Below are 23959 nucleotides of genomic sequence, written 5' to 3'. Positions count from 1 at the left end.
ATGGGGTAGGTAGATAAGCTGTTGTCCTAAATAAAAGGGGAGGATAAATATATATATAATTGGGTTAATTTGTTTTAGTATCATTTATTTGTATGTAATGTTATCTCTCTATATGTTCTTCAATTCCCATAAACTTTTTTACTTGGTCAAGAGTTGGAAATCCTTCCATATCTCCTCTTACCAAAGTAGCCATTGCTCCAACAGCATTTGCCAATTGACCACATTCCCTCAAGCTTAAGCCCTTCAAGATACCCGATAAAAACCCTGCAGCAAATCCATCTCCTGCTCCTACAGTATCTTCGGGCTTTTCTACAGTATATCCTCTAACTTCTTCACTTTGATGCTTTGTGGTAATATAACACCCTTCTTTTCCCAGTTTTGTAGCAACAGTTTTGCAGCCCATATTTAAGAAGGCTTCACTAATTTGCTTAGGATTATCTGTGCCAAGTAGAAGTTTTCCTTCCTCCTTACCTGGAAAAACAATATCTGTCATTTGTATAATATCAAGTATAGTTGGTCTTGCTTTATCAATACTCCATAACTTTAATCTAATATTGGGGTCAAAGGATACTAATATATTATTAGCTTTAGCAAATTCTACAGCTTTATAAACAGCTTGTCTAGTATTTTCAGACAATGCTAAAGTAATACCAGTAACATGTAGAATTTTAGCAGATCTAATATAATCTAAATCTAAATCTTCTATAGTCATGTTACTAGCAGCAGAGTTCTTACGATAGTAATATACATTAGGATCAACATGAGCAAATCTTTCCTTAAACAGTAGTCCTGTATTATTTTCAGAATCAACGACAACTCTAGATACGTCTACTCCTTCTCCTCTTATAATAGATTTTATATAGCTTCCAAATTCATCGTTTCCAAGTTTGGAAAACCATCCCACATCATGTCCTAACCTTGCAAGGGCTATAGCTACATTGGACTCTGCCCCTGCTATAGACTTGCTAAAATTATGAACATACCTAAGTGGACCGGTAGAGTCAGGATTAAATAACACCATAGATTCTCCAAAGGTTACAAGGTCCATACTATCTTTGAACCCTGCCTGAACCATCACCCTTCATTAGGGTTTCTACTTCGTCCTTAGCAACTAGGTTGAAGTCTCCAGGAATTGTATGCTTTAGAGCTGATGCAGCAACTGCAAATTCTAATGCATTCTGTAATGGCATTTCCGTAATTAATCCATAAATTAATCCACTGGCAAAGGAATCTCCCCCACCAACTCTATCTACAATTCTCACATCATATTTTTTAGATAGATAGGATTTTTCACCATCATATAAAAGGGCTGACCAGCCATTATCTGAAGCAGAATAGCTTTCTCTTAAGGTAGAGGCAACATATTTGAAGTCAAATCTATTGATTAATTCCTTTGCTACTGCTTCATAGGAACTGTGATCGATTTCTCCCTTTGTAATATCAGTATGGGCAGCTTTAATACCAAATACCATTTCGGCATCCTCTTCATTACCGATACATACATCTACATATCTCATTAATTGAGACATCACTTCATTGGCTTTTTCTGGAGTCCATAATTTTTTTCTAAAGTTTAAGTCTACAGACACAGTTACTCCCATTTCTTTAGCAGCTTTACAAGCTTCTAGTGTAATAGCAGCAGCCTTATCTCCTAATGCAGGTGTAATACCTGTAAAGTGGAACCAATCTACTCCTTCAAATATTTCTTTCCAATTGAAATCAGATGGATCTGCCTCTGCTATAGCAGCATGGGCTCTATCATAGATAACCTTAGAAGCTCTTTGAGAAGCACCACTTTCTAAGAAATAGATACCTAATCTATCTCCACCTCTTGCGATATATTTTGTATCAACTCCATATTTCCTTAAAGCGTTTATAGCACTTTGGCCGATTTCATGCTTAGGTACTTTTGTTACAAATCTTGCGTCTAAACCATAGTTTGCTAAAGATACACATACGTTGGCTTCTCCACCACCATAGTTTACATCAAAGCTGTCGGATTGCACAAATCTTTGATGTCCTGGTGTGGATAATCTTAACATAATTTCTCCAAGGGTTACTACTTTTTTCATCATTATTACCTCCTATTTTCCTCTAGCTTCTTTTATTTTTTCTACGAATTGCTTAGCTGTTTCTGTAATGGATTGAAAATCTCCAGTTTTGGCTCCACCTGTTAGTTCTCCACCTACACCAACTGCTACACAACCGTTTTTAATCCATTGTCCTACATTATCTAAGCTTACACCCCCAGTAGGCATTAGTATCGCTTGAGGTAGAGGACCTTTAATAGCCTTAATAAAGCTTGGTCCAAATGCACTTCCTGGGAATACCTTAATGATATCTGCTCCTGCCTCCATGGCCTTAACCATTTCTGTAATGGTCATACATCCGGGCATATAGGGGATTTGATATCGATTGCACAACTTTGCTGTTTCCAAATCGAAGGATGGACTAACAACATATTCAGCTCCTGCCAGTATAGCAATTCTAGCGGTTTCACTATCAAGTACCGTTCCGGCCCCTACAATTAGCTCGTCCTTTGAAAATTTTTCCTTTAATGCTGTAATCACTTTGTCTGCTCCTGGCACAGTAAAGGTTACCTCAATAGCTGGGATACTCCCCTCTATACAAGCCTTAGCAATTTTCTCTGCAATTTCGGGGTTTTCCGCTCTTACTACAGAAACAATGCCCACTTCTGCAATTTTTTTCAATGTTTCTATTTTAGGAATCATTAGAATACCTCCTTAGTTTTTATGTTTCATATCACAAACCTTAGTTTCATTATACGGAATATCCTCTTTATCTTCAAGCTGATGAAATTTATTTTAAGTTGTTTAGAGGGAGTTAGCTTAATATACTTCTTATTTCCTTTCTTTTTTATATAAAATCATACTTTTTTGTTATTTTTAGGAAATGACAAAAGAGCTTGGTTACACTATCCTCTGTAACCAAGCTCTTTAGAAATATTTTTGCTGTATTCTAGTATATGATTTTTATAGCCTTCTACAACTTCCTTTGTTACTCTGATGGTTGGTCCTGATACACTGATGGCCCCTGCTAACTCTCCCCTATGATTGAAAATAGGTGCTCCAATACACCTAATACCCAGCTCATTTTCCTCTTCATCTAGTGCATACCCCTTTTGACGGATTTCTTTTAGGGTTTTCTTCATAACATTTAAATCCGTAATAGTATGAGGGGTAAGTCTTTTTATTTCACTATTCTCCCATAGCCTCTCTACTTCCTCCTCTGGTAAATAGGCCATAATCGCCTTTCCCACTGAAGTGCAATACATAGGACTTCTTGTCCCAATACGGGAGTGCATCCTGATTTTATTTTCAGACTCCACCTTATCTATATAAACGATTTCTGTTCCTTCCCGTATAACTAAGTGGACAACCTCATGGGTAACCTCTTTTAATTGGTGTAGATAGGGCTTGGCCACCGTGAGAATATCCAACTTTTCTAATGGCTTATTCCCTAATTCAAATAATTTTAATGTTAGTTTATATTTGCTGGTCTCGGGATTTTGCTCTACATATCCTTTTTGTATTAAAGTTAATAGCAGCCTATGTACAGTGCTTTTGTGTAGGTTAATGTTAGTGCTAAGCTCTGTAATACCTACACCTTCACCATAATCCGATAGAACCTCTAAAATAGCTAGTGCTCGTTCTACTGATTGTACTGTTTGGCTTGACTCCTTCATTTTAAACACTTCCTTTTTCTGTTATGCTCTTTTTATAATAGCAATAATATTACCACATAACTACTCTTATCAAAAGCCAAAAAGCATCCACCGATGCTTTTCTATTCATCCCTAAAGTTCTCAATTAAAGTAACTAGGGCTTTTATGGCCTTTTCTTCATCAGATCCCTCTACCCTCAATAGGATTTCTTCCCCCTGCCGAGCCAACATACTCATAATATTCATGATGCTTTTACAGTTATAGGCGTTGCCATCCTTAATAATATAGCTTTCTGCTTTAAATTTAGTGGCCTCCCTCACCAACAGACTGGCTGGTCGGGCATTTATTCCCTTCTCATTTTGTATATGTATTTTCTTTTCTAACATGCTAATCCCTTCCTTTCCAGCTTTTATTATTAGCCTTCTATATAAACTTCACCCATTTCATTTCTAACACCGATAAATCATCCTTTAATTTTTCTTGAGATTGAGCCAGTTGATTGATATTGTAGGTTAAGTAATGATTAGGATGATTGCAATTTATTTCTCTTTTTATGTATTCTATAAGACCTTCATATTCTATGCTGTTACCATCTTCATCCGGAAGCTCTAATAATCCATCTGTATAGACAATTAAATGATCTCCCGGATCTAAGTAAATGGATTTTTCTTCGTAGCCTTCTGTAAATTCAAAACCCACAGGTGTTCCGTATCCCTGGAGTTCTACAATGTCGTTATTACTTTTCACCAATAGTGGAGTAGGATGGGCTCCCCTCACATATTTTCCCACGCCAGTTTTTACATTTAAAACCATGTAAAAAATGGTGAAATAATGATGGTATTTAGTGAAGGGAAATCGTTTGTTTAAATAATCCACTACCTCTACTGGGGAAACGATTTCATAGTAGGGGGGCTTGCGGGTCTTTCTTTTTAAAGGTGACCCCCTGTCTATATCAAGAATAAGAAATTCTGATAAAGCTACAGCCAGCATAGAGGATGCAATTCCATGCCCCATAACATCAATAACATACAATCCCATATGATCTTCGTCCAGCATAAATACATCAAAGATGTCTCCTCCTACTCTTCCAGAGGGCTGAAAATACCAGTAAAAAGAGCAGTTTGGTATGTTGCCTAGGGTTTTAGGAATAAGGGCCTCTTGTATTTTAGAAGCCATGGTTAGATTGTGTTCTAACTCTATTTTTTGTTTTTGAATTGTTGTTAAGCTTTCTTCTAAAGCCATTTTTGTTTGCTGGTAGTTCTTCTGCAATACAGCGATTTTTAACTGATTATTAATTTTTAGTATAAAATCCTTTTCTTTGAAGGGTTTGCTTATATAATCATCCATTTCAATAGGAATATGTTCCAGCTTTTCTTCATCTCTACTATCATGAAAAATTGTAATGATGGGAATCTCTTTTGTTCTTTCATCGTCCTTGAAGGATCTGCCTATATTTAGAAAATCTTCTTCCTCCCCCTCTTTACCAGTAAAAACAAAAAGAATAATATGGGGTATTATATGAAACACTTCATTTAATATGTTTTCCCTTGGATTTTCTTCTAAAACTTCATGCCCATACTTTCTTAACATAATTTTTATATCACAACAGGAATTTTTTTCTCTACTTAATATTAATATTTTCCCAAAGGTCATCTCTTATCCCAACCTCTACTAGGTTTTCTATAGTAATTTAATTCTAGTTTAACTTGTATTTCTTTTATTAGCAACATTTATTTAAAAAACTTGTATTTTTATACTATATTTAGCTAGGAAGTCCTAAGTCTATTACAATATTTTGTTATTATGAATAACCTGAATACCATCCCATACAACACTTTCTATGCCTTGTATGTTCTTTAAGCCCTGATATACCTCCCCACGGTTTAATTTAGGAGGAGTTCTTACCAAAAAAGTAATTTGAATATTGTATTCATATTCATCATCCTCTTGGTTCAAATCATTTTCCACTACAATATTTTTGATATTGATATGGAATCTACCAAAAACCGTGCCAATATCTCCAATAAACCCTGGACGACCTACTCCCCCCACCTTTACCTCCGAGTATCTTCTTAGCTTTACCATCCTCTTCTCTAAAAGTCCTAGACTGGCTAAGGAAAAAAGAGCTATCCCAGTAGTAATAAAGGCCCCTAAATAAAAGCCTGCCCCCACCGCTAAACCAATTCCACCACTGATCCATATACTAGCTGCTGTGGTCAAGCCCTTTACATTAGTACCTTCCCGCATAATGGTTCCAGCCCCTAAAAAACCTATGCCACTTATAACCTGAGCTGCTAATCTAGCCGGTTCTCCTCCTCTTCCATCTAATCCAAAGCCTATAAATCCATAGATGGATAAAATCATAATAAGACAAGACCCCACCGTAACTAATATATGGGTTCTAAAACCTGCTGGTCTATTGTTTACTTCTCTCTCAAAACCGATTAATCCTCCCAAAATTCCAGCTAAAAATAATCTTACTATTAAATCAATATTTGAAATCATCGCCTCCCACCATTCTTTAGAAAATTTATTCCCTTTTTACTCTTACCTATATTATATTGTGTAAACTTCTAAGATAACTATATTTTTTGTCATACAGGGGAAAAGGATAAACCAGTTGGTATTTTGTCAACTGGTTTAGGCTTGCTTATTATTGCTGTATATCAGAAAACTCTAAAGATATTTTTTCAATTAATTGAGGCGAACTATCTACCCTAGATTTAACTGTTTTCTTTCCTCTCTTTTTGGGGAAAACCAGAATAAACTCACTTCCCTCCCCTTCTTCACTGAAGACCTCTATCTTTCCCTCCATAAGCTCCATCAGTTTTTTTACTAGAGAAAGGCCTATTCCCGTTCCACGATTTTCTCGTTTTTTATTGTTTGCAGAAATGTAAAACCTATCAAATATCTTATCTAATTCTACCTTCGGAATACCTATACCATTATCCTTTACTTTTATGTTTATATGGTCCTCTTCTTCTTTAAGGCATACATTAATTTCACCCTTTTCCTTTGTAAATTTTATAGCATTTGATAGAAGGTTTAACATAACCCCCTCATATTTTTCAATATCTATAGGAATTTTCTCTGTTTTGCACTGCTGTTGAAATTGTATATCGATATTTTTTTTATGGCCTATTGGCAAAATAGACTCTATAATCAGCTCTGTATGCTGAACAAGATTGACCTCCTGTAGATTTACCTCCATAAATCCTGCTTCAGCTCGGCTAATATCCAAAAAGTTATTGACAAGTCTCAACAGCCGTTGATTATTTTTTTCTGCTTTTTTTAATAAATTCTTTGTTTTATCATCAAATTTATAGCTGTAATACTGACTGTTCAGTAATTGCATCACCGAATGAATTACAGTGACAGGAGATCGAAGCTCGTGGGATATGGTAGCAAAGTAATCCTCCTTTGCCCTTGTCAAGGCCTCCCCTTCCTTTCGAAGCTTTACTTGGGATGTTACATCCATACCTACTATAATAATCCGAGTTTTATTATCATTTTCATTTTTAAGGGCAGTTTGTGCTATTTGATAATAGAGGGTTGCTCCATTAAATGTATTTAAAGACAGCATCTTCCGCCAAGGGATGTTAGGAGAATTTAAAATGGCTTCCATCTCTTTATCTGAATAATGTTCAACGACAGCAGGTAATATGTCTGAAACCTTTTCTCCTATTAGTTTAAGAGGATTTATTTCTTTACCAACAATTCTACATAGTAATTCAATATGGGTATCATTTGCAAATTCATAGGTGTAATCTGGATATGTTAAAACAGCCACTGGAACCCCTAAAGCATTAATAACATTATCAATAAATTCCTTTTGATGTTTTAACTTTGCTTCATGTTCCTTTAACTTTGTAATCTCATGGAAACTAACAACAATACGTTCCACCTTACCTTCTCTGTTAAAAATAGGGCTCCCATTCAAGCGAATAAAATGTTTTTTCCCATTACTTTTTACTGTATAGACTTCATTTTGAAAGGTCTTTCTTTCCCGAACTTTATTTAATGCATACTGATGAATTGTAATGGATTTTCCCTTTTCATCAACCATACTACAGCATTTCTTTTGTTTGATAGTATCGTTACATAAAATACTGATGGTATCTAGCCCCTCTTTTTCACTTCCCTTTAAGCATGTCAGCATCTCCTGAGAAGCAGGATTTTTTTTAATACATTTTCCTTCGTAATCAAATATCACTACGCCATCAGTTATCGTGTTAATAATATTTTCCAGCTGAAGGGCTTTACTTTCATATTTACTTTTCATTTTATCCAATAACATATAATCAGTAATATCCTCAATAATTACTACAGCCAACCTTCTATTGTGATAGTCGTAATAGGGTTTAACGTAGAGATGATAATACCTTTCCCCACTAGGCCTATCTTTTAGCATAATTTTATAATCCTTCATGGAATTACTTGTAAATATAGAAAACATTCTTTCTTTTTCTATAATAATCCTTTTACCTTTTATATCGTAAACTTCCAGCTTTTCATATACGTCTTTTAGGGTATAGACTTGATGTTCCTTTAAAAATTTCCAAGCCCATTGATTTAATAAAACATATTTTCCTTCTTCGTTGATAATAAAAACCATTTCTTTTGTATGATTTAATATAAAGTTTAAAAGATTAGTCTGAGTCTCATAAAGCTTGTTTTGTTTATTTAGTCTTTTATTTAATTCCTTTGCTTCCTTTTTATATGTAACATGTAATACATCTTTTTCTATAGCTTTTGTTGCCATTATCATCATAGCCTTCATTATTTCACAGCATTGGGAATTAGAGGACACAACACCTAAAACACAAACCAACTCCCCATAAGAATTTTGTATAGGAAAAGCTGCTGTGGTATAGGAGTGGTAGCGCTGCTGATAGTGCTGATGATGTTTTACTACTGCTGATCTATTCTCCATTAAAGTGATTCCTTGGGCTGTTGTACCCCTTTTTTGTAGTTTCCAATTTGATCCTATTTCTAAGCCAAGAAAGCTTTCCTGCTCCTTGGAAAAATTATGACAGCAGTATAGTAGGTAGCCCTCACTATTCAGCAGTAGCATTCCGAACTTTTCTTTGCTTGATTCTCTTTCCAGCCCTTTAGAAATGATTTCTATGTATTCCTCTGTGAGTTTAATAGTTTGCTGATGTTGATTTGTTAATTTATTAATAAATGTTTCATCTATCCCTTCCTCTTTATATGGGCTTGTATGGGAAACTCTATTGGCCCTTGCAATCTTCCAAGAGTTTGCAATGTCCCCCTCAACCTCAATAGATAGCTTGCCTTCTTCTATAAACTCATACCAACATTGATAGTCCATCCTGCTACCCCCCTAACATCATCGATTTATGCAAACCCCATTTGTTTTGTCATCCATTTTATAATTTTATTATTTAAAATTTTCGTGAAATTTTCTTCAAATTCTATATTCCATATATTTATAAAAATTCCTTTAAAATGTTACACATTTATATAAGTAAATTATTCATGATTTTCCCATAAAGCATAAATAAGGGTAGTATATCTCCTTGAGACATACTACCCTCCATATTTGCATACTCTATTTTAGTTTTCTGCCTTACTTAAAGCATCTTGAATAGCTTCAATTAAACCTTCACTGGTTCTAGTTGCATTGGATATAGCATCAATTTCCTCAGTGTCTTGGTTTTCTAGCAATTGCTCTTCAATACCTGTAAAGGCTGGATCAGAAATGCCTGGTGTTTCACCATGGGAGATAATATTTAACCCAGTAATACTTCCATTTTCAATAACAACCTCTACTTCCATCTCTCCACCAAATCCAGTACCTGCTCCAGTGTATGTGCCATCCTTGTATGATGACTCTGCAGTTCCAGTTGATTGTGAATTACAAGCAACTAAAAGTAACATACTTAAAACTAATAGAGCTATTAGTCCTTTTTTTACTATTTTCATTTTTTTCCTCCTTGTCTACTTAATTATGTCGTAACAACCATTATTATACGAGATTTTATATAAATTTTCTAGTCTTCCTTACAAAGATGTAATATTAAGAATTTTTTAAGCATCATTACATCTTTCCCTCCATAATAGCTTTTGCTACCTTCACAGCCTGAATAGCATCAGCAGCATAATGGGCTCCTATCTCTTTGGCATAGCCATCTGTTACAACAGCCCCTCCCACCATGATGGGTATTTCTATCCCCTTCTTCTTTAATAGATTAGAAATGTTCTTCATTTCTTGCATAGTTGTAGTCATTAAAGCACTTAACCCAATGATGTCTGCCCTTTCCTTAATAGCGGTTTCTATAATAGCTTCATTATCTACATTTTTTCCTAGATCTATGACACGAAAACCGTGATTTTCCAGCATAATAGAAACAATGTTTTTTCCAATATCATGTATATCTCCTTTGACAGTGGCAATTATCAAGGTACCTAGGGAATTGTCAGTGGTTTCCTTTACATGTCCTTTGACAGCCTGAAATATATGCTGGGCCGTCTCAGCAGCTAATAGTAGCTGAGGTAGGAAATATATTTGTTTTTCATAATTTTCTCCTATCTCCTCTAAAGCAGGAATAATGCCTCCATTGATAATATCTATAGGTTGGATATTATCGGCAATCAATTCCTCTACCTTAGGAAGGGCCCTCTTCTTATCTCCATTTTTTATAATACACATCAATTCTTCCAGAGGTTTCTTTTCTATAGGTGTTTTATCTTCTAACTTTATCTTGGTATCGGAATTATTGCTTATTTTAAATCTTTGGACAAAATCCTCTGCATTTTTATCCTTCCCCATAAGAACATCGGCACTTTTAATGGTGTACCAACTACTTTGATAATAAGGATTGATGATGGGAAGATCTAACCCTGCCTCCAATGCCATAGCTAAAAAGGTATTGTTCAACATCCCCCGATTGGGTAAACCATGGGAGATATTTTCCACACCTAATAGGGTCTTAACCCCTAGTCTTTCCTTTACCAGCTTTATGGCCTTTAAACATTCTAGCGCTACATGCTGTTGAGCTCCTGCTGTCAATACTAGTGTATCAATAAATATATCTTCTTTTCTTATGCCCTGCTCCACAGCTGTCCTAACAATCTTTTCTGCAATTTTAAACCTGTCCTCCGCCCTCTCAGGTATTCCATTTTCATCCAATGTCAACCCAACGATAGAAGCACCATATCCCTTCGCCAGCTTTATCACTCTATTTAACGCATCATCCTTAGCACTAGTGGAGTTCAGCAAAGGCTTACCATTATATACCTTTAAGCCCTCCTCCATAGCATCATAATTGACGGTATCAATTGAAAGGGGCACCCTCACTGCCTGTTGTATTTCAGTAATTGCCTTTTTCATCATTCTACTTTCCTGTTGGGTATTTACACCAAGGTTAATACCAATAATATTGGCTCCTGCCTCCACCTGCTTTACTGCATGTTCCGTTAATATCCCCATATTTTCCTCTTTAATGGCTTGGATTAAATAGTCTTTTGCCGTAGGATTAATATGCCCCCCTATCACTCTAGTAGGATGTCCCTCTCCTATCAGAAGGGTATCGGTACCACTTGCCAGTTTAGAGAAGGTTATTTTCTTCTTTGGTATCGGTTTCAGGTGGGAAACTCTTTCTACAATAAGTCGCAAATGATGGGGTGTTGTACCACAGCAGCCCCCAATAATATTGGCACCTGCCAACACAAGATCATCAACATAGTTCACCATTTTTTCTGGAGTCATGTCATATATAGATTGTCCATCCACCAGCTTAGGTAAGCCGGCATTAGGTTGAACCATTAAAGGGCTTTGACTTACCTGTTGCATCCTCTTTAAAACTTCAACCATCATTTCTGGACCAAAGCCACAATTGGCACCTATCACATCCACTCCCATTGCCTCTAGAATAGTCACCACTGTCTCGGGATCTGAGCCGGTTAAGGTTCGTAAATTTTCTTGAAAGGTCATAGTACAGATAATAGGAATATCTCCTATATCCCTTACTGCCATGACAGCCGCCTTAGCCTCCCTAATATCCGACATGGTTTCAATATTGATTATATCTACACCAGCTTCTATCAAAGCCTTGGCCTGCTGGTAAAACCCATCATAGACCTCCTCAAAGGTTACTTCTCCTAAGGGATAAAGGAGCTTTCCTGTAGGACCGATATCTCCAGCCACCAGTCCTTCTTCCCCTGCAGCTTCCCTAGCAATGATCACCGCCTGTTTATTTATTTCCTCTACTAAATCTCCATGTCCATAGGAAGAAAGCTTAATTTTATTTCCTCCAAAGGTATTGGTTTGGATAATATCACACCCAGCTTCTATGTATTGTCTATGAATTTCTTTTATCACTTCTTTATGATGGAGGTTATACAATTCTGGACATTCATTGGTGGATAAACCCATTTTTTGCAGCATTGTCCCCATAGCCCCATCATAAACCAGTATTTTATCCTTTAATCTATTTATAAAATTTGTTTTTTTCATTGACCTTCCCTCCTAAACTATTTATAAAGTTTTCAATTTTTTTCAACAATGTTATCTTTTATTTTAACATTTTTTTAAAAAAATAAAAGCAGCATTTCAGCTGCTTAAATCCGCTCCTTCCAAAAGGTAGGCATTAAAAGTATAAATATCGTATATAATTCCAATCTACCAAACAACATCATGAGAGAAAGTAAAAGCTTACTGGGTACACTAAATGCGCTATAGGTTTGTGTAGGACCAACGGCTCCGAAGCCCGGCCCTATATTCCCCAGTGTGGCTGCTACTGAAGTCAGAGAACTAAATAGATCTACACCTTCTAAAGAAATCAGTAGGGTTCCCCCCATTAACAGTAATAAGTATAGAAAGAAAAAGCTAGTAACTCCAGCTATTACATCTGCAGATATCATTTTTCCATTAACTCTTATGGGAATAACTGCCCTAGGATGAAGTATTTTAGATATTTCTCTAATAACCAACTTTAATAAAATAAGATGGCGGATTATCTTAATGCCCCCCCCTGTAGATCCTGCAGATCCTCCAATAAACATCAATATAAATATAATACCTTGACTAAAGGAGGGCCATATTTCATAATCCATCGTAGCATAGCCTGTTGTTGTAGTTATAGATGCGACTTGAAACAGTGCATGCTTAAAGGTTTCAAATAATCCTCCATGAATCCTGCCGTATAGGTTCAAGGTAATCAATAGGGTAGCAATACCTATAATAGATAAATATAATCGCAGCTCAGAATTGTAGATGACTTCCCTCCAATTTCTTTTATACAATTCATAGTAGAGGGAAAAGTTTATACCAGAGGCTATCATAAATATAGCTATAACCATAACTACATAACTACTATTATAGGCACCAATACTGGTATTATAGATGGAGAACCCTCCAGTACCCACCGTCCCAAAGGTATGGATAGCTGCTTCATAAAGGGTTAAGCCCCCGAGTAACAATAAAATTATTTGTAATATTGTAAGACCTAAATATGCTGTATATAAAATAGTTGCAGTATTCCTCATCCTGGGAACTAGCTTATCCGATACTGGACCAGGGCTTTCTGCCTTGAAAATCTGAAAGCCTCCAACACCAATGGCCGGTAATACAGCTAATGTTAATACTAGAATCCCCATTCCTCCCAACCAGTGGGTCAAGGAACGCCAAAATAAAATTCCCCTAGGTAACACCTCGATGTCATTAATAATAGTAGCTCCTGTAGTGGTGAGACCTGAAACCGTTTCAAAAAACGCATCTACCATAGAGGGAATACTTCCTGATAACGTAAAGGGTAGTGCTCCAAAATAAGAGACAAAAACCCATCCAGCAGCTACAATGATTAATCCCTCCTTAGACCTTATTTTTTTTGAAGGATTAGGGATTTTAGCCATCAAGCCTCCTACAACAATCAAAATTAATATGGTATACATAAAGGCTAAGGCACTATGTTCTCTATAATAAAGGGAAACAAATAAGGGTACTACCAGAGCAGCCGCTTCAAATAGAAGTAGATTTCCTAATACCTTTACAACCATGCCATAGTTCATTGATTAGTCCTCCTTTAGCCCTATAAAAATACTTCTCTAGGGAAGCCACTTCTGATTGTAGGCAAAATACAATCACGCGATCCCCTGGCTGAATAATAGAGTTACCATCGGGAATGATTATTTTATTTTCATGAACAATAGATCCAATAATAATCCCTTTAGGCAATCCTAAATTGGCTAGTTTTTTTCCAACGATTTTTGATTCATGATGGGCAATAATTTCGAGGACTTCAGCTTTACCACCTAAAAGCAGAGAAATAGAAATCACCTTGCCACCTTGAATAAATCTCAAGATCTCACCAGCAGTAATTAATATAGGATTTATTGCTATGTCAATCCCTAACCTCTCTATAATAGGTATATAGTTTGGTCGACTGACCTTAGCAATGACTTTATTGACACGATACTGTTTGGCTAAGAGGGTAATTAAAAGATTGTCTTCATCAAATCCCGTAAGTGCAACAAAGGCATCCATATCAGAAATGTTTTCTTCTACCAACAGATTAATATCTGTCCCATCCCCATGAATCACCAAGCCACTGCTAAGACATTCTGCTAAAGCCTTACACCTCTCCTTGTCCTGTTCGATAATTTTTATATCTACACCATTATAGGTTAATTTATTGGCCAAATAGTAAGCTGACTTTCCTCCCCCTAAAATCATAACCTTTTTTACAGGTTTGGTTTCAGTTGGAGCTCCATGGATCTTTGAAAATTCATTGATACTTTCTTTTTGTCCCATCACATAGATGGTATCAGTTGATAATATTTCTGTATCCCCATAAGGAATGATCATTTCCCCATTTCTAGCTATAGCCACCACCAATAGGGGACCCGTCATATTTAGGTCTTTTATTTTTTTGCCGGCTACCCATAGCAAATTTTCCACTCTAAAATCCACCATAGCTACCTTTCCTTTAGCAAAATCCTCCATATAAATACCTTGATTTTTTAAGAGGACCTTGGCTATCTCCTTGGCGGTTGCCAGCTCGGGATTAACAATATAATCAATTCCCATTTGACTCTTGATGAAATCCACTTGGTTGGCATACTCAGGATTTCTTATTCTAGCTATAGCCTTTTTACATCCTATTTTTTTTGCTGTAACACTAACTAAAATATTGGTTTCATCACTGCCAGTAACCGCAATAATTAAATCGCAATTATTTATATGCAACTGCTCTAGGGCTTGCAACTGGGCGCCATTGGCCTTTATGGTCAATACATCTAGATTTTCATTAACCCTTTCTAAAACCTCGCTATCAATGTCTATAACAATAACATCATTTTCTTCTTGGGACAGAGATTCTGCCAATTTATAGCCTAACTTCCCAGCTCCAACAATAATAATACGCATTTTTTCCTTCCTTTCTGGGTGAACAATTCCATAATTAAAATAAAAGAATCTTCAATTATAAATTCCTCTGGCAGACGGCCAGAGGTATTAACAAGGTAGATTCTCTTGAAACTTTATATGTTATTTATGGTTCCTACACTAGACGATGAGATTATAAATATAAGTCATAGCTGCCCCCCCACTTTTCTAAAAATATTTCCCTTAGGTTTAAATTGCTTTCACTAGATTTTTTATCAATCATGCAAAGAAACCCATCATCTATAAAGTTATATTTTTTAGGTGATGTACCTGATATGAAAATCAACATATCTCCTATAACAATGTACTGATTACTACATTTAGAATTGGTTCTAATTTGATAATTGTTATGGAGATTCTGGTGACTTCTAAACCAGTTAATCAATCCAAAGTCCTGTAAATTGGGAATAATAATTTTAAAAGTAACATCCTGGTCCATTTGGGCAACCTTTTCTATTACCATATGAATAATCTCTTTATCTATAATACCATAAAATAAAATTTCGTCTACACCTATTGTTTCAAAAAAACACTTGTTAATCCTATCAAGTAGCATTTTTTTCCCTTTGATTAGCTCCATTCCCAACCTCCTTGTGTAAATACTACTATAAAACTTTCTTATATTTTACCATAGAAAATAAAATTTGGGGGAGAAATAAGAGGAGAATTACAAAAATTTATGATTTTTTGTAACTCTCCCGTGTTTTTTATGGCTCTCTATCCTCTAAATACTGATCTCTAGCTAATTGTAGTTCATCGTAGGTGTCTACCCCCACTGTACCATCTGCCACTAAATTAAAATCCTTTTGGAAATTCCTCACAGCTTCCGCTGTCTCTTCATTATAAATTCCATCTATTTCTCCATCATAATATCCTAATTCAGTTAAGATGGTTTTCACTTGAAACACATCTGGACCTGGATCTATGCCAATTGCCAATACTCTTCCTGTAAAAACTTCCCCAGTGATTTTTACAGGTGTACCTAAAGGTACAATATCATAAAGCCCATTAACATCCTCATTAAACATCCTAACACATCCATGACTAGCAGCTGTTCCTATAGATTCTGGAGCATTTGTTCCATGAATACCATACCCTCCCCATGGAACATTCATTCGCATCCATCGGGTACCAAAAGCTCCTCCTGGATTTCTGGTTTTTTGTATAATCTGCCAATCTCCTACGGGAGTAGGTGTAGATGGTTTACCGACAGCTACTGGATAGGTTGCTATGGTTTCTGAGAATTGCTTTAAGGTAAGGACTTTCTGCTCCAAATCAATTTCTATAGAATATCCTTCTTCTGGAAGGGGATATTTTTTTTCAGGATCTAATCCAATGGCATTCCATGTATCTGGGCCTACAATCCCATCAGGGGTTAGTCCAAAATCTCCTTGATAAGCTCTAACAGATTCATATAGTTGTTCATCATAGATACCATCTATGGTATTTTCATAAAAACCTAGTGTAGTTAACCTCTCCTCCACATGCATCACATCGGGTCCAAACATATAGGGCTCTAAAAGTCGCAAATATCTACTGGCTATTTTCATCCGACATACCTCCTTACTCCATAATACGTTAAATCCTTCTAATAGTTGACAATGCTACGATGATTATGGTGTAATAAAATGATAATTAAAGAATTTACAATACTTTTAGAATAAAAAAGAGGTTCTTTTGTCACTATATGGGTATGAACTATCAACAAGGAGGGATTTCTATGCTACAGTATCGCTTAGCTTCTAAAGAAGATAAAACTTATTTTATAGAGGATTATTTAAAGTATTATGGAAAGGAACAGGATTTAGCTGAAAGGTATGCCATAGCATGTACTGAGGTTCATCGCAGTCTAATGATTTATAAGGATGAAGAAAATATTGGAGCTATAACATGGACCATGAAGGAGGGAATTACCTCAGGGTTAGTAGAAATCTTTCAAATGTCTATACCTAATAAAAAAAATCGGCGTAAAGGCTACGGCAATACTTTACTTCTCCTTTGTATAGAGGATATTGAAAATTATTATAGAAAAAAAGGGTATCCTTTAAGAAGGGTTTTTATCGTCATTGACGAGGAAAATTTGGCTGGTAGAAATGTGTATAGAAAAAATGGCTTTGATGTTCTACTAGAGGTAAAACATCATCTTAAAACTGGACACAAGGCCTTCGTTTATGCAAAGGACTATTTTTAGCAAAAAACCTCCGATTCATCTTAAGAATCAGAGGTTTTTGTATTTATAATCTATTATCTTTGTGCATTTTCTAGGGCTCTTTCAACAGCTTCAATCCATCCAGTGCTTGAGCTTGTAGCTCCGGTATAAATTTCTACATCTGTTCCATTCGCTTCAATAAATCTCAATGGCATTTCTTCTGCTGCTTCATGGAAGATTTCAAAAGTATATTCTTCATCTTTGAATACTTCTTTATCATCTACAAATCTTGTTTCTTTTACTACAACGTCAACGATTGTATCGTTTTCAATGGTTACCCATGCTAGTTTACGTCCTCTTTCACCTAACTCAGTAGCCCCATGGAATGTACCATCAAAGTATACATTGTCACTGGCAGGCTCAACTAAAGCTTTTTCAAGAGCTCTTTCTAGGGCAAGCTTCCAACCATTGTAGGAACTTGTAGCTCCAGTAAATACATCTACACCTTCTGTTCCATTAGCAGCTATGAAGGCTTCTGTTAAAGCTGCCTTTGCTTGATGGAAAGTCTCGTATGGATAAGCTTCACCCTTCACTTCCCCCATATCTGTAAGCCCAATTAATTCTAACCCTACAATTCTATCATTTTCTATTGTTACAATTGCTTTACTATAGCTTTTTTCTCCAGCGTTATCAAATCCTACATAGGTACCATCTACATATTTGTTTTCTACTACCTCTCCCGTCTCATCACCTGGTTCTGGATCAGCTGATGTTTGAGTTGAACAACCAATTAAACTGATTATCATCATCATGGCTAAAAGTAATACTAACACTTTTTTCATTTTTATTTCTCCCTTCAATATTTTATATGTATTTTTTATTTGTAAGTTAATTATATAACAAACGATAATTAAATTCAATAGATTTTTTTAATCATTGGTAACAAATATTTTTTATCTAATAATATAAATTATCGAAATAAGCATTTTGAAACCCCAGGGTTTATAATGTAAGATTTTACTTAGTAGCAAGGAACAGCTTTTTGTAGCCTTTACATTTTATTTTAGCCTTGCTATAATTATGGATATTGAAGGAGAGGTGTTTATCATTAGAAAATTTATAAATTATAAAGAAAAACTATTTATATTACTGATAGCTTTAGTTTTGTTATTGACAGCTTGTAGTGACAGTACTCCTGAACTACTAAGAGAGACCAAATTTGTTTTAGGTACCTTAGGTAACATTCAGATATATAGTTCTTCTCCAAAAAAGGGTAATGAAGCCCTTACTTCTGCATATGGTCGTATCACCGATATTGAAAATACAATGAGTACAACCATAGAGAACAGTGACATCTATCGTCTTAATGCAAATGCTGGAGTTGAGGCTGTAGAAGTATCTCCAGAGACATTAAAGGTAATTCATAAAGCTTTAGATTATTACGAGGTAACCAATGGTACCTTTAGTATCGGCTTAGGAGCTTTATTGGATTTATGGGGAATTAGTAAAGTCACTGCCGATGATACTCCTAAAATTCCTACAGAAGCAGAGATAGAAGAAGCCAAAAATCATGTGGATTTAAGGAATTTAGAGTTCAAAGATAGTAAAATATTTATCAAAGATCCTAATATGACCATAGATTTAGGTGGAATTGCTAAGGGTTATGCTGTAGATGAAGCTGCCAATATTTTACAGAACTCTGGTTTTAATAGTGGTTTTGTGGATTTAGGAGGAGACATTTATGTTCTTGGTCCAAAGCCTGATGGTACTCCTTGGAAAATCGGGATTCAAACCCCCGAAATAGGCACAAATACCGTTATGGCAGGGATTGAATTAACCGAGGGTTCTATCGTTACCTCTGGAGACTATCAAAGGTATTTTATAGATCCTAAAACAGGTCGACACTATCATCATATTATAAACCCTGCTACAGGATATCCTACTGATAACAACTTAGCCAGTGTTACTATTGTAGCTAAAACCGCTTTAGAAGCCGATATTTTATCTACTACAGCCTTTGTTATGGGACTAGAGGAAGGCCTTAAATTTATAGAAGCTCTTCCTGGTGTAGAGGGGATTTTTGTTACCAAAGAAAAACTTGTGTATACTACATCCGACGTAAAGGATAAAATATCTCTAATGAACGAAGCCTATCAATATGCAAATTAACTAGACAAAAGGAGTAGTAGAGCTTTTAACACCTCTACTACTCCTTTTGTATTTACCTGCCCTCTATCGTCTGCCCAAAAATTTTTTCTTCTTCACCTCAACCTTAGCCTTAACCTGCTAAAAGCAACCTACATTATTTTTATCATAGTATCTCCACATCTGCCCTTAACTGATAAATTACATCTTTTCTTTCTATAATGATGGTAACCTTTTTCCTCAACTCTTCATCACCTTTAATATTTAAAACCAGTTCCTTTGCAGGATTAATGGCTATAGGATTACCCACCAATTTTAGCATAGAAAAGTCTCCATTAGTATCTCCATAGGAATAGCTTTTGTCTAAATCTATATCATATTTCTCTACAAATTCCAAGATAGCTTGATGCTTACTATCGGAATCCCACATTTGTAATATTTCTCCAGTAAAGTGATTGCTTTCATTTACTTCATACCTAGTTCCCCTATAATCGGTAACACCATGTTTTTCAGCCATTTTTGACACCAAATAATCTGGACTTCCAGATATAAATATAACCTTATGTCCCTGCGCTTTGTGCCACTCTATTCGATCTCTGGTAAAGCGATATACCCTATCCCCCTTTATATTAATGACTTGATTGGTTATAAATTCAATATGGTTCTTATTTTGACCCTTCATAGAATTTAAATAAATTTCTGCTACATCCAATAAATAATCCTCATAATTTCCCTGTCTTTTATCCCAATTATGGAAGGTTTTTTTTGCAACATTGTGCCAAATGCTAGGATCTATTACTTCGTATTTAATCAATCGTTTAAAGTGTTCTACCATTAAGGAATCCCTATAGAGGGTTCCATCCACATCAAAAAATGCAGCAATATTTTTCATGATAACCCCTTCTCTCTGAAAATTTACAGATATATAGCCAAAATCTGTAATAAATCTTTATTTAATATAATATATAATTTAAGAAATTATTACAACTATAGTTTTTCCTAAAGAAAATGAGCCCCTATTTAGGGGCTAACATTTGCTATATTGCTGGTTCTTTTTAATTTTATCAGCTTAGAAGTATTCATGTTTCCTTTCTTTTTATAAGCTTCTATAGCTTGGACAAGAGGTTGATATTCTTCGAAGAAGACGATAATAATATCTCCAGCCTCTGCAGTTTCCATAGCTTTATTCAGGGCTTTAATTTCACACAGTTCAATCTCCATTGCATTTTCATTGAGACCACCTAAGCTACATCCTTTTTTCATGATGTTTGCCACTTCTCCAGGTTTCCTTCCTCTTAAATCCTTATCTTCTTTAATATAAACATAGTCAAAATATTGTCCAGAGATTTCCCCTACCTTCAAAATACTTATATCGGTTCTATCACCCGGTACACCTATTATACCTACTAGCTTACCAGCCTTCATTTTTTTTAATCCTTCTAGTACCTTCATATACCCATCAATATTATGACCATAATCAATAACAACTTTAAAGTTTTTCACATCAAAGACATTGAATCTACCAGGATTGTTAATAGTATCTGTATAAAATTGACTTAGAGCATTGTATATAACCTTCGGCTCTACACCACACCCATGGGCTCCAGCTATGGCTGCCATACTGTTTTCTATATTATGCTCCAATACTCCTCCAAAGGTGGCGGGTATTTCATCTATTTTAATTACAGGTATTTCCTTTATTCCATCATAAATACAAATGGTTTTTTTCTTTAAATAAACAGCCTTTCCCCCACAGGCCATATGATGCTTTATAGTTTCATTGGCTATATCTTTGGCAAAATAAATGATATTACACCTTACTCTTTCAGCGATTCTAGGGGTGTAAAGATCATCTGCATTAAGAATAGCATAACCCTCTTTTTTTACAGCTTCAACTACTAAAGCCTTTACATCTGCCATTTCCTCTAGGGTATTAATACCATCTATGCCTAAATGATCATCTCCTATATTGGTAATAATACCTATATCAGCTAAATCATATCCTAAACCTTTATTTACAATGCCTCCTCTAGCAGTTTCTAAGACGCCAAACTCTACCCTTTTGTCCATTAGGACGGTTTGGGCACTTTGGGGGCCGGTTGTGTCACCCTTTACTATCTCCTCATCCTGTATATAAACACCTCCAGTAGTAGTCATGCCTACCGTCAAGCCAGTTTCTCTAAAAATTTTTCCCAGCATTCTAGTTGTAGTCGTTTTACCATTGGTTCCAGTTACTGAAATGATGGGTATCGTATACTTTTCGCCTTCTGGAAATAGATTATCTACAATTGCCTTTGCTACATTTCTACTTTTACCCTTTGAAGGATAATGGTGCATTCTAATACCAGGGCAGGCATTGATTTCTATAATAGCTCCCCTATCTGTTACCATAGATCTTCCTATGTCTTGTGTAGTTATGTCGACCCCTGCTACATCTAAGCCTATGGTTCTAGCAGCATGGATTGCCATTCTTTCATTGTCTGGATGAACTTTATCTGTCACATCAATAGCTGTTCCTCCTGTACTTAAGTTATCATTTTCCCTTAAATATATGATTTCTCCTTTATTTGGTATATTATTTAAAGTCCTTCCTGTTTTGGATAACAACAGCATCATTACATCATCAATTTTTATTTTTGTTAAAGGCTTTTCATGTCCTTCCCCCCTTACAGGGTTCTGATTCTCCATATCAATTAATTCTTTAATTGTGTTTATTCCATTACCAATAACATGGGCTGCAATACGTTCTGATGCGGCAACCATTTTTTCCCCTACTATTGCAATGCGATAATGCTTTCCAGGGATATATTTCTCTAACAATACACGATTACTATGTTTTTTTGCAATTATAAAGGCTTTTTTTACTTCCTTTAAAGAAGTGAGGTTTAAAGATACCCCTTTTCCTTGGTTGCCATTATAAGGCTTAATCACTACTGGAAAACCAATTTTCTTAATAACAGCCCTTGCTTCCCCATAGGTTTCTACACCTTGGCCTTCTGGAACTGGAATGCCATAATTTCTCAATATAGAATTAGTTAATTCTTTATCACCAGCAGTATCTACTGCGATACAACTGGTATGTTCAGTAATAGTAGCTTGAATTTTTTCACCATACCTTCCATAACCCAACTGTAGTAAACTATTGCCCCCAATTCGTGTGACAGGAATTCTTCTTTTTTTTGCTTCTTCTATAATAGCAGCAGTGCTGGGTCCTAATTGATTTTTAACAATTGCAGATGTTATAACCTGTAATCTTTCCGATAAATCTAATTTTTCTCTTTTTAATAAACTCTGTATAATATCAAAGGCTAATTTTCCTGCATGTAAGCCTGCTATTTCATCTTTGTATTCGTACACAATATAATAAATAGAGTCACCTTCTAAATACCTTGCTTTTCCATACTTCAAGTCATACCCCAGTTGTTTTTGAAGTTCTAAAGCTATATGTTCCATTACATGGGCTAGATAGGTGCCTCTTTCTAACCGTTTTACAAATCCTCCTTGAAGCCCATTACTACATTTATGTTCTCTTAAACCAGGTAATAATCCGATAAGTCCCTCATTAAATCCTTCTATGTCACATGTAGGTATATCTACATATTCTCCTAATTCTACGTCTACTCTAACAATAGGAAAATGAGCATATATATTTCTGCCAGTATATACCTGTACTCTCAATAGTTTCATTTATGGTCCTCCTCTTTTTCTTTTGTCAGCCCTTCATTGATGATTGCAATTCTATTTATTAAACTATATCTATAACCTGTTGGTAAAATATGAACATTAACATTGGTAATGGCTAAGGGCTCATCAGGATATTGCTCAGAAATGTTGGTGTACCCTATATTTTTTCCATCAACAATCGTAATCACACCAGATCCAATCACTCTTATCTCCTTTTCACCGGTGATGATAATCGCTGTATCTTCATCAATTCCTATTCCAAGAGTGTAGGGATTTTGTGCTACAGCCCCTAACAATCTCCCTATTCTTCCCCTTTGGTTGAAGTGTTGGTCAATAATAACCCCTTTTAAAAATCCCATTCCTGGAGCCAATTTTACAGTGCATTTTCTTGGGGCATCTTCTTCATCACCCTCCACCACCATGACTTCACTCATCATTGAGGCACCAGCACTGGTTCCTGCCACAATCAAGCCTTCCTCCAGTCGGTTTTGTATATAGTTATGAAACGCTGTTCCCCCCAGTATACTGGATATCCTTAATTGGTCACCCCCTACAAAAAAAACACAGTCTACATCATCTAGACTTCTTAATACTTGTTTTTGATTGGCTTCTTTTCTACTTAAAATATTGATGGTGTCTACTTTATCAACACCTAAGTCATAAAAAATTCTTTTATACTCCTCCCCTACTTCTAGAGGATAATTGGTGGCAGTGGTAATTACCGCAATATTAGCTTTGTGTTTTCCAGATAACTCAACAACTTTCTTTAATATTTCTTTATCAGTTCCTTTATCTTCTCCACCACCAATGATTACTAATTGGACATTTTCTTCTTTTGCCATAACGTACCCCTTCCAATTAAACTATTTTTATTTTATCCCTTCGTCTT

20 protein-coding genes are annotated in these 23959 nt (G+C 35.6%); 2 read left to right on the top strand and 18 right to left on the bottom strand.

Annotated features, from left to right (window positions below; translation table 11 throughout):
- Positions 1-100: 100 nt before the first annotated feature.
- From BLS22_RS03000 to BLS22_RS02935, 14 genes are all read right to left on the bottom strand, one after another.
- Positions 101-1075, bottom strand: coding sequence for a sugar kinase (locus tag BLS22_RS03000; RefSeq protein ID WP_330386457.1), 975 nt, complete (start codon positions 1073-1075; stop codon positions 101-103).
- Positions 1050-2072 (bottom strand): sugar kinase, encoded by a 1023-nt coding sequence (locus BLS22_RS02995; RefSeq protein WP_330386456.1) that lies wholly within the window; start codon positions 2070-2072, stop codon positions 1050-1052. Before BLS22_RS02995 ends, BLS22_RS03000 begins: the two co-directional genes overlap by 26 nt.
- A gap of 12 nt (positions 2073-2084) precedes the next feature.
- The gene (locus tag BLS22_RS02990; protein ID WP_090550117.1) at positions 2085-2732 is read right to left on the bottom strand and encodes a bifunctional 4-hydroxy-2-oxoglutarate aldolase/2-dehydro-3-deoxy-phosphogluconate aldolase; all 648 of its coding nucleotides are present in this window, start codon (positions 2730-2732) and stop codon (positions 2085-2087) included.
- A 203-nt stretch (positions 2733-2935) separates the two neighbouring features.
- Entirely contained in the window at positions 2936-3706 is a 771-nt protein-coding gene (locus BLS22_RS02985) for an IclR family transcriptional regulator (protein WP_090550115.1), read from the bottom strand.
- 101 nt (positions 3707-3807) lie between these two features.
- Entirely contained in the window at positions 3808-4071 is a 264-nt protein-coding gene (locus BLS22_RS02980; protein ID WP_090550113.1) for an HPr family phosphocarrier protein, read from the bottom strand.
- Positions 4072-4108: 37 nt separating this feature from the next.
- Positions 4109-5338, bottom strand: a complete 1230-nt coding sequence (locus tag BLS22_RS02975; RefSeq protein ID WP_090550110.1) for a SpoIIE family protein phosphatase — start codon at positions 5336-5338, stop codon at positions 4109-4111.
- 132 nt (positions 5339-5470) lie between these two features.
- A complete protein-coding gene (locus tag BLS22_RS02970) occupies positions 5471-6190 on the bottom strand; it encodes an MgtC/SapB family protein (protein ID WP_090550107.1) in 720 nt (239 codons plus the stop codon).
- 148 nt (positions 6191-6338) lie between these two features.
- On the bottom strand, positions 6339-9017 hold the full coding sequence (locus BLS22_RS02965; RefSeq protein ID WP_090550105.1) for an ATP-binding protein: 2679 nt from the start codon (positions 9015-9017) through the stop codon (positions 6339-6341).
- 245 nt (positions 9018-9262) lie between these two features.
- Entirely contained in the window at positions 9263-9631 is a 369-nt protein-coding gene (locus tag BLS22_RS02960) for an FMN-binding protein (RefSeq protein ID WP_090550103.1), read from the bottom strand.
- Between the two features lie 115 nt (positions 9632-9746).
- Entirely contained in the window at positions 9747-12164 is a 2418-nt protein-coding gene (locus BLS22_RS02955) for a homocysteine S-methyltransferase family protein (RefSeq protein WP_090550101.1), read from the bottom strand.
- A 104-nt stretch (positions 12165-12268) separates the two neighbouring features.
- The gene (locus tag BLS22_RS02950; protein ID WP_090550099.1) at positions 12269-13717 is read right to left on the bottom strand and encodes a TrkH family potassium uptake protein; all 1449 of its coding nucleotides are present in this window, start codon (positions 13715-13717) and stop codon (positions 12269-12271) included.
- Positions 13668-15074 carry a Trk system potassium transporter TrkA gene (gene trkA, locus BLS22_RS02945; protein WP_090550097.1) on the bottom strand — a complete coding sequence of 469 codons (1407 nt, stop codon included), beginning with the start codon at positions 15072-15074 and terminating at the stop codon, positions 13668-13670. Before trkA ends, BLS22_RS02950 begins: the two co-directional genes overlap by 50 nt.
- 151 nt (positions 15075-15225) lie before the next feature.
- Entirely contained in the window at positions 15226-15672 is a 447-nt protein-coding gene (locus BLS22_RS02940) for a hypothetical protein (protein WP_090550095.1), read from the bottom strand.
- A gap of 127 nt (positions 15673-15799) precedes the next feature.
- Entirely contained in the window at positions 15800-16642 is an 843-nt protein-coding gene (locus BLS22_RS02935) for a L,D-transpeptidase family protein (RefSeq protein WP_090550092.1), read from the bottom strand.
- A gap of 170 nt (positions 16643-16812) precedes the next feature.
- On the opposite strand from BLS22_RS02935, the gene BLS22_RS02930 reads away from it, so the two are divergent.
- Entirely contained in the window at positions 16813-17283 is a 471-nt protein-coding gene (locus tag BLS22_RS02930; RefSeq protein WP_176762025.1) for a GNAT family N-acetyltransferase, read from the top strand.
- Positions 17284-17336: 53 nt separating this feature from the next.
- Here BLS22_RS02930 and BLS22_RS02925 read toward each other — a convergent pair whose 3' ends face one another.
- On the bottom strand, positions 17337-18083 hold the full coding sequence (locus BLS22_RS02925; RefSeq protein ID WP_090550087.1) for an FMN-binding protein: 747 nt from the start codon (positions 18081-18083) through the stop codon (positions 17337-17339).
- Positions 18084-18339: 256 nt separating this feature from the next.
- Here BLS22_RS02925 and BLS22_RS02920 point away from each other — a divergent pair, with 256 nt between their 5' ends.
- The gene (locus BLS22_RS02920) at positions 18340-19410 is read left to right on the top strand and encodes an FAD:protein FMN transferase (protein ID WP_244269441.1); all 1071 of its coding nucleotides are present in this window, start codon (positions 18340-18342) and stop codon (positions 19408-19410) included.
- Between the two features lie 142 nt (positions 19411-19552).
- Here the strand turns inward: BLS22_RS02920 and BLS22_RS02915 are convergent, their stop codons facing one another.
- The 3 genes from BLS22_RS02915 to BLS22_RS02905 form a co-directional block, all read right to left on the bottom strand.
- Positions 19553-20278 (bottom strand): HAD family hydrolase, encoded by a 726-nt coding sequence (locus BLS22_RS02915; protein ID WP_090550082.1) that lies wholly within the window; start codon positions 20276-20278, stop codon positions 19553-19555.
- 128 nt (positions 20279-20406) lie between these two features.
- Complete coding sequence (cphA, locus tag BLS22_RS02910; protein WP_090550078.1) at positions 20407-23073, bottom strand: cyanophycin synthetase; 2667 nt, start codon at positions 23071-23073, stop codon at positions 20407-20409.
- Complete coding sequence (locus BLS22_RS02905; protein ID WP_090550076.1) at positions 23070-23912, bottom strand: cyanophycinase; 843 nt, start codon at positions 23910-23912, stop codon at positions 23070-23072. Before BLS22_RS02905 ends, cphA begins: the two co-directional genes overlap by 4 nt.
- Between the last annotated feature and the right edge of the window lie 47 nt (positions 23913-23959).

This window comes from Natronincola ferrireducens (genome assembly GCF_900100845.1).
In the GTDB taxonomy this organism is placed as follows: Bacteria; Bacillota; Clostridia; order Peptostreptococcales; family Natronincolaceae; genus Natronincola_B; species Natronincola_B ferrireducens.
The sequence above is the reverse complement of the archived record's forward strand: the minus strand, read 5'-3'. Positions and strand labels throughout refer to the sequence as shown.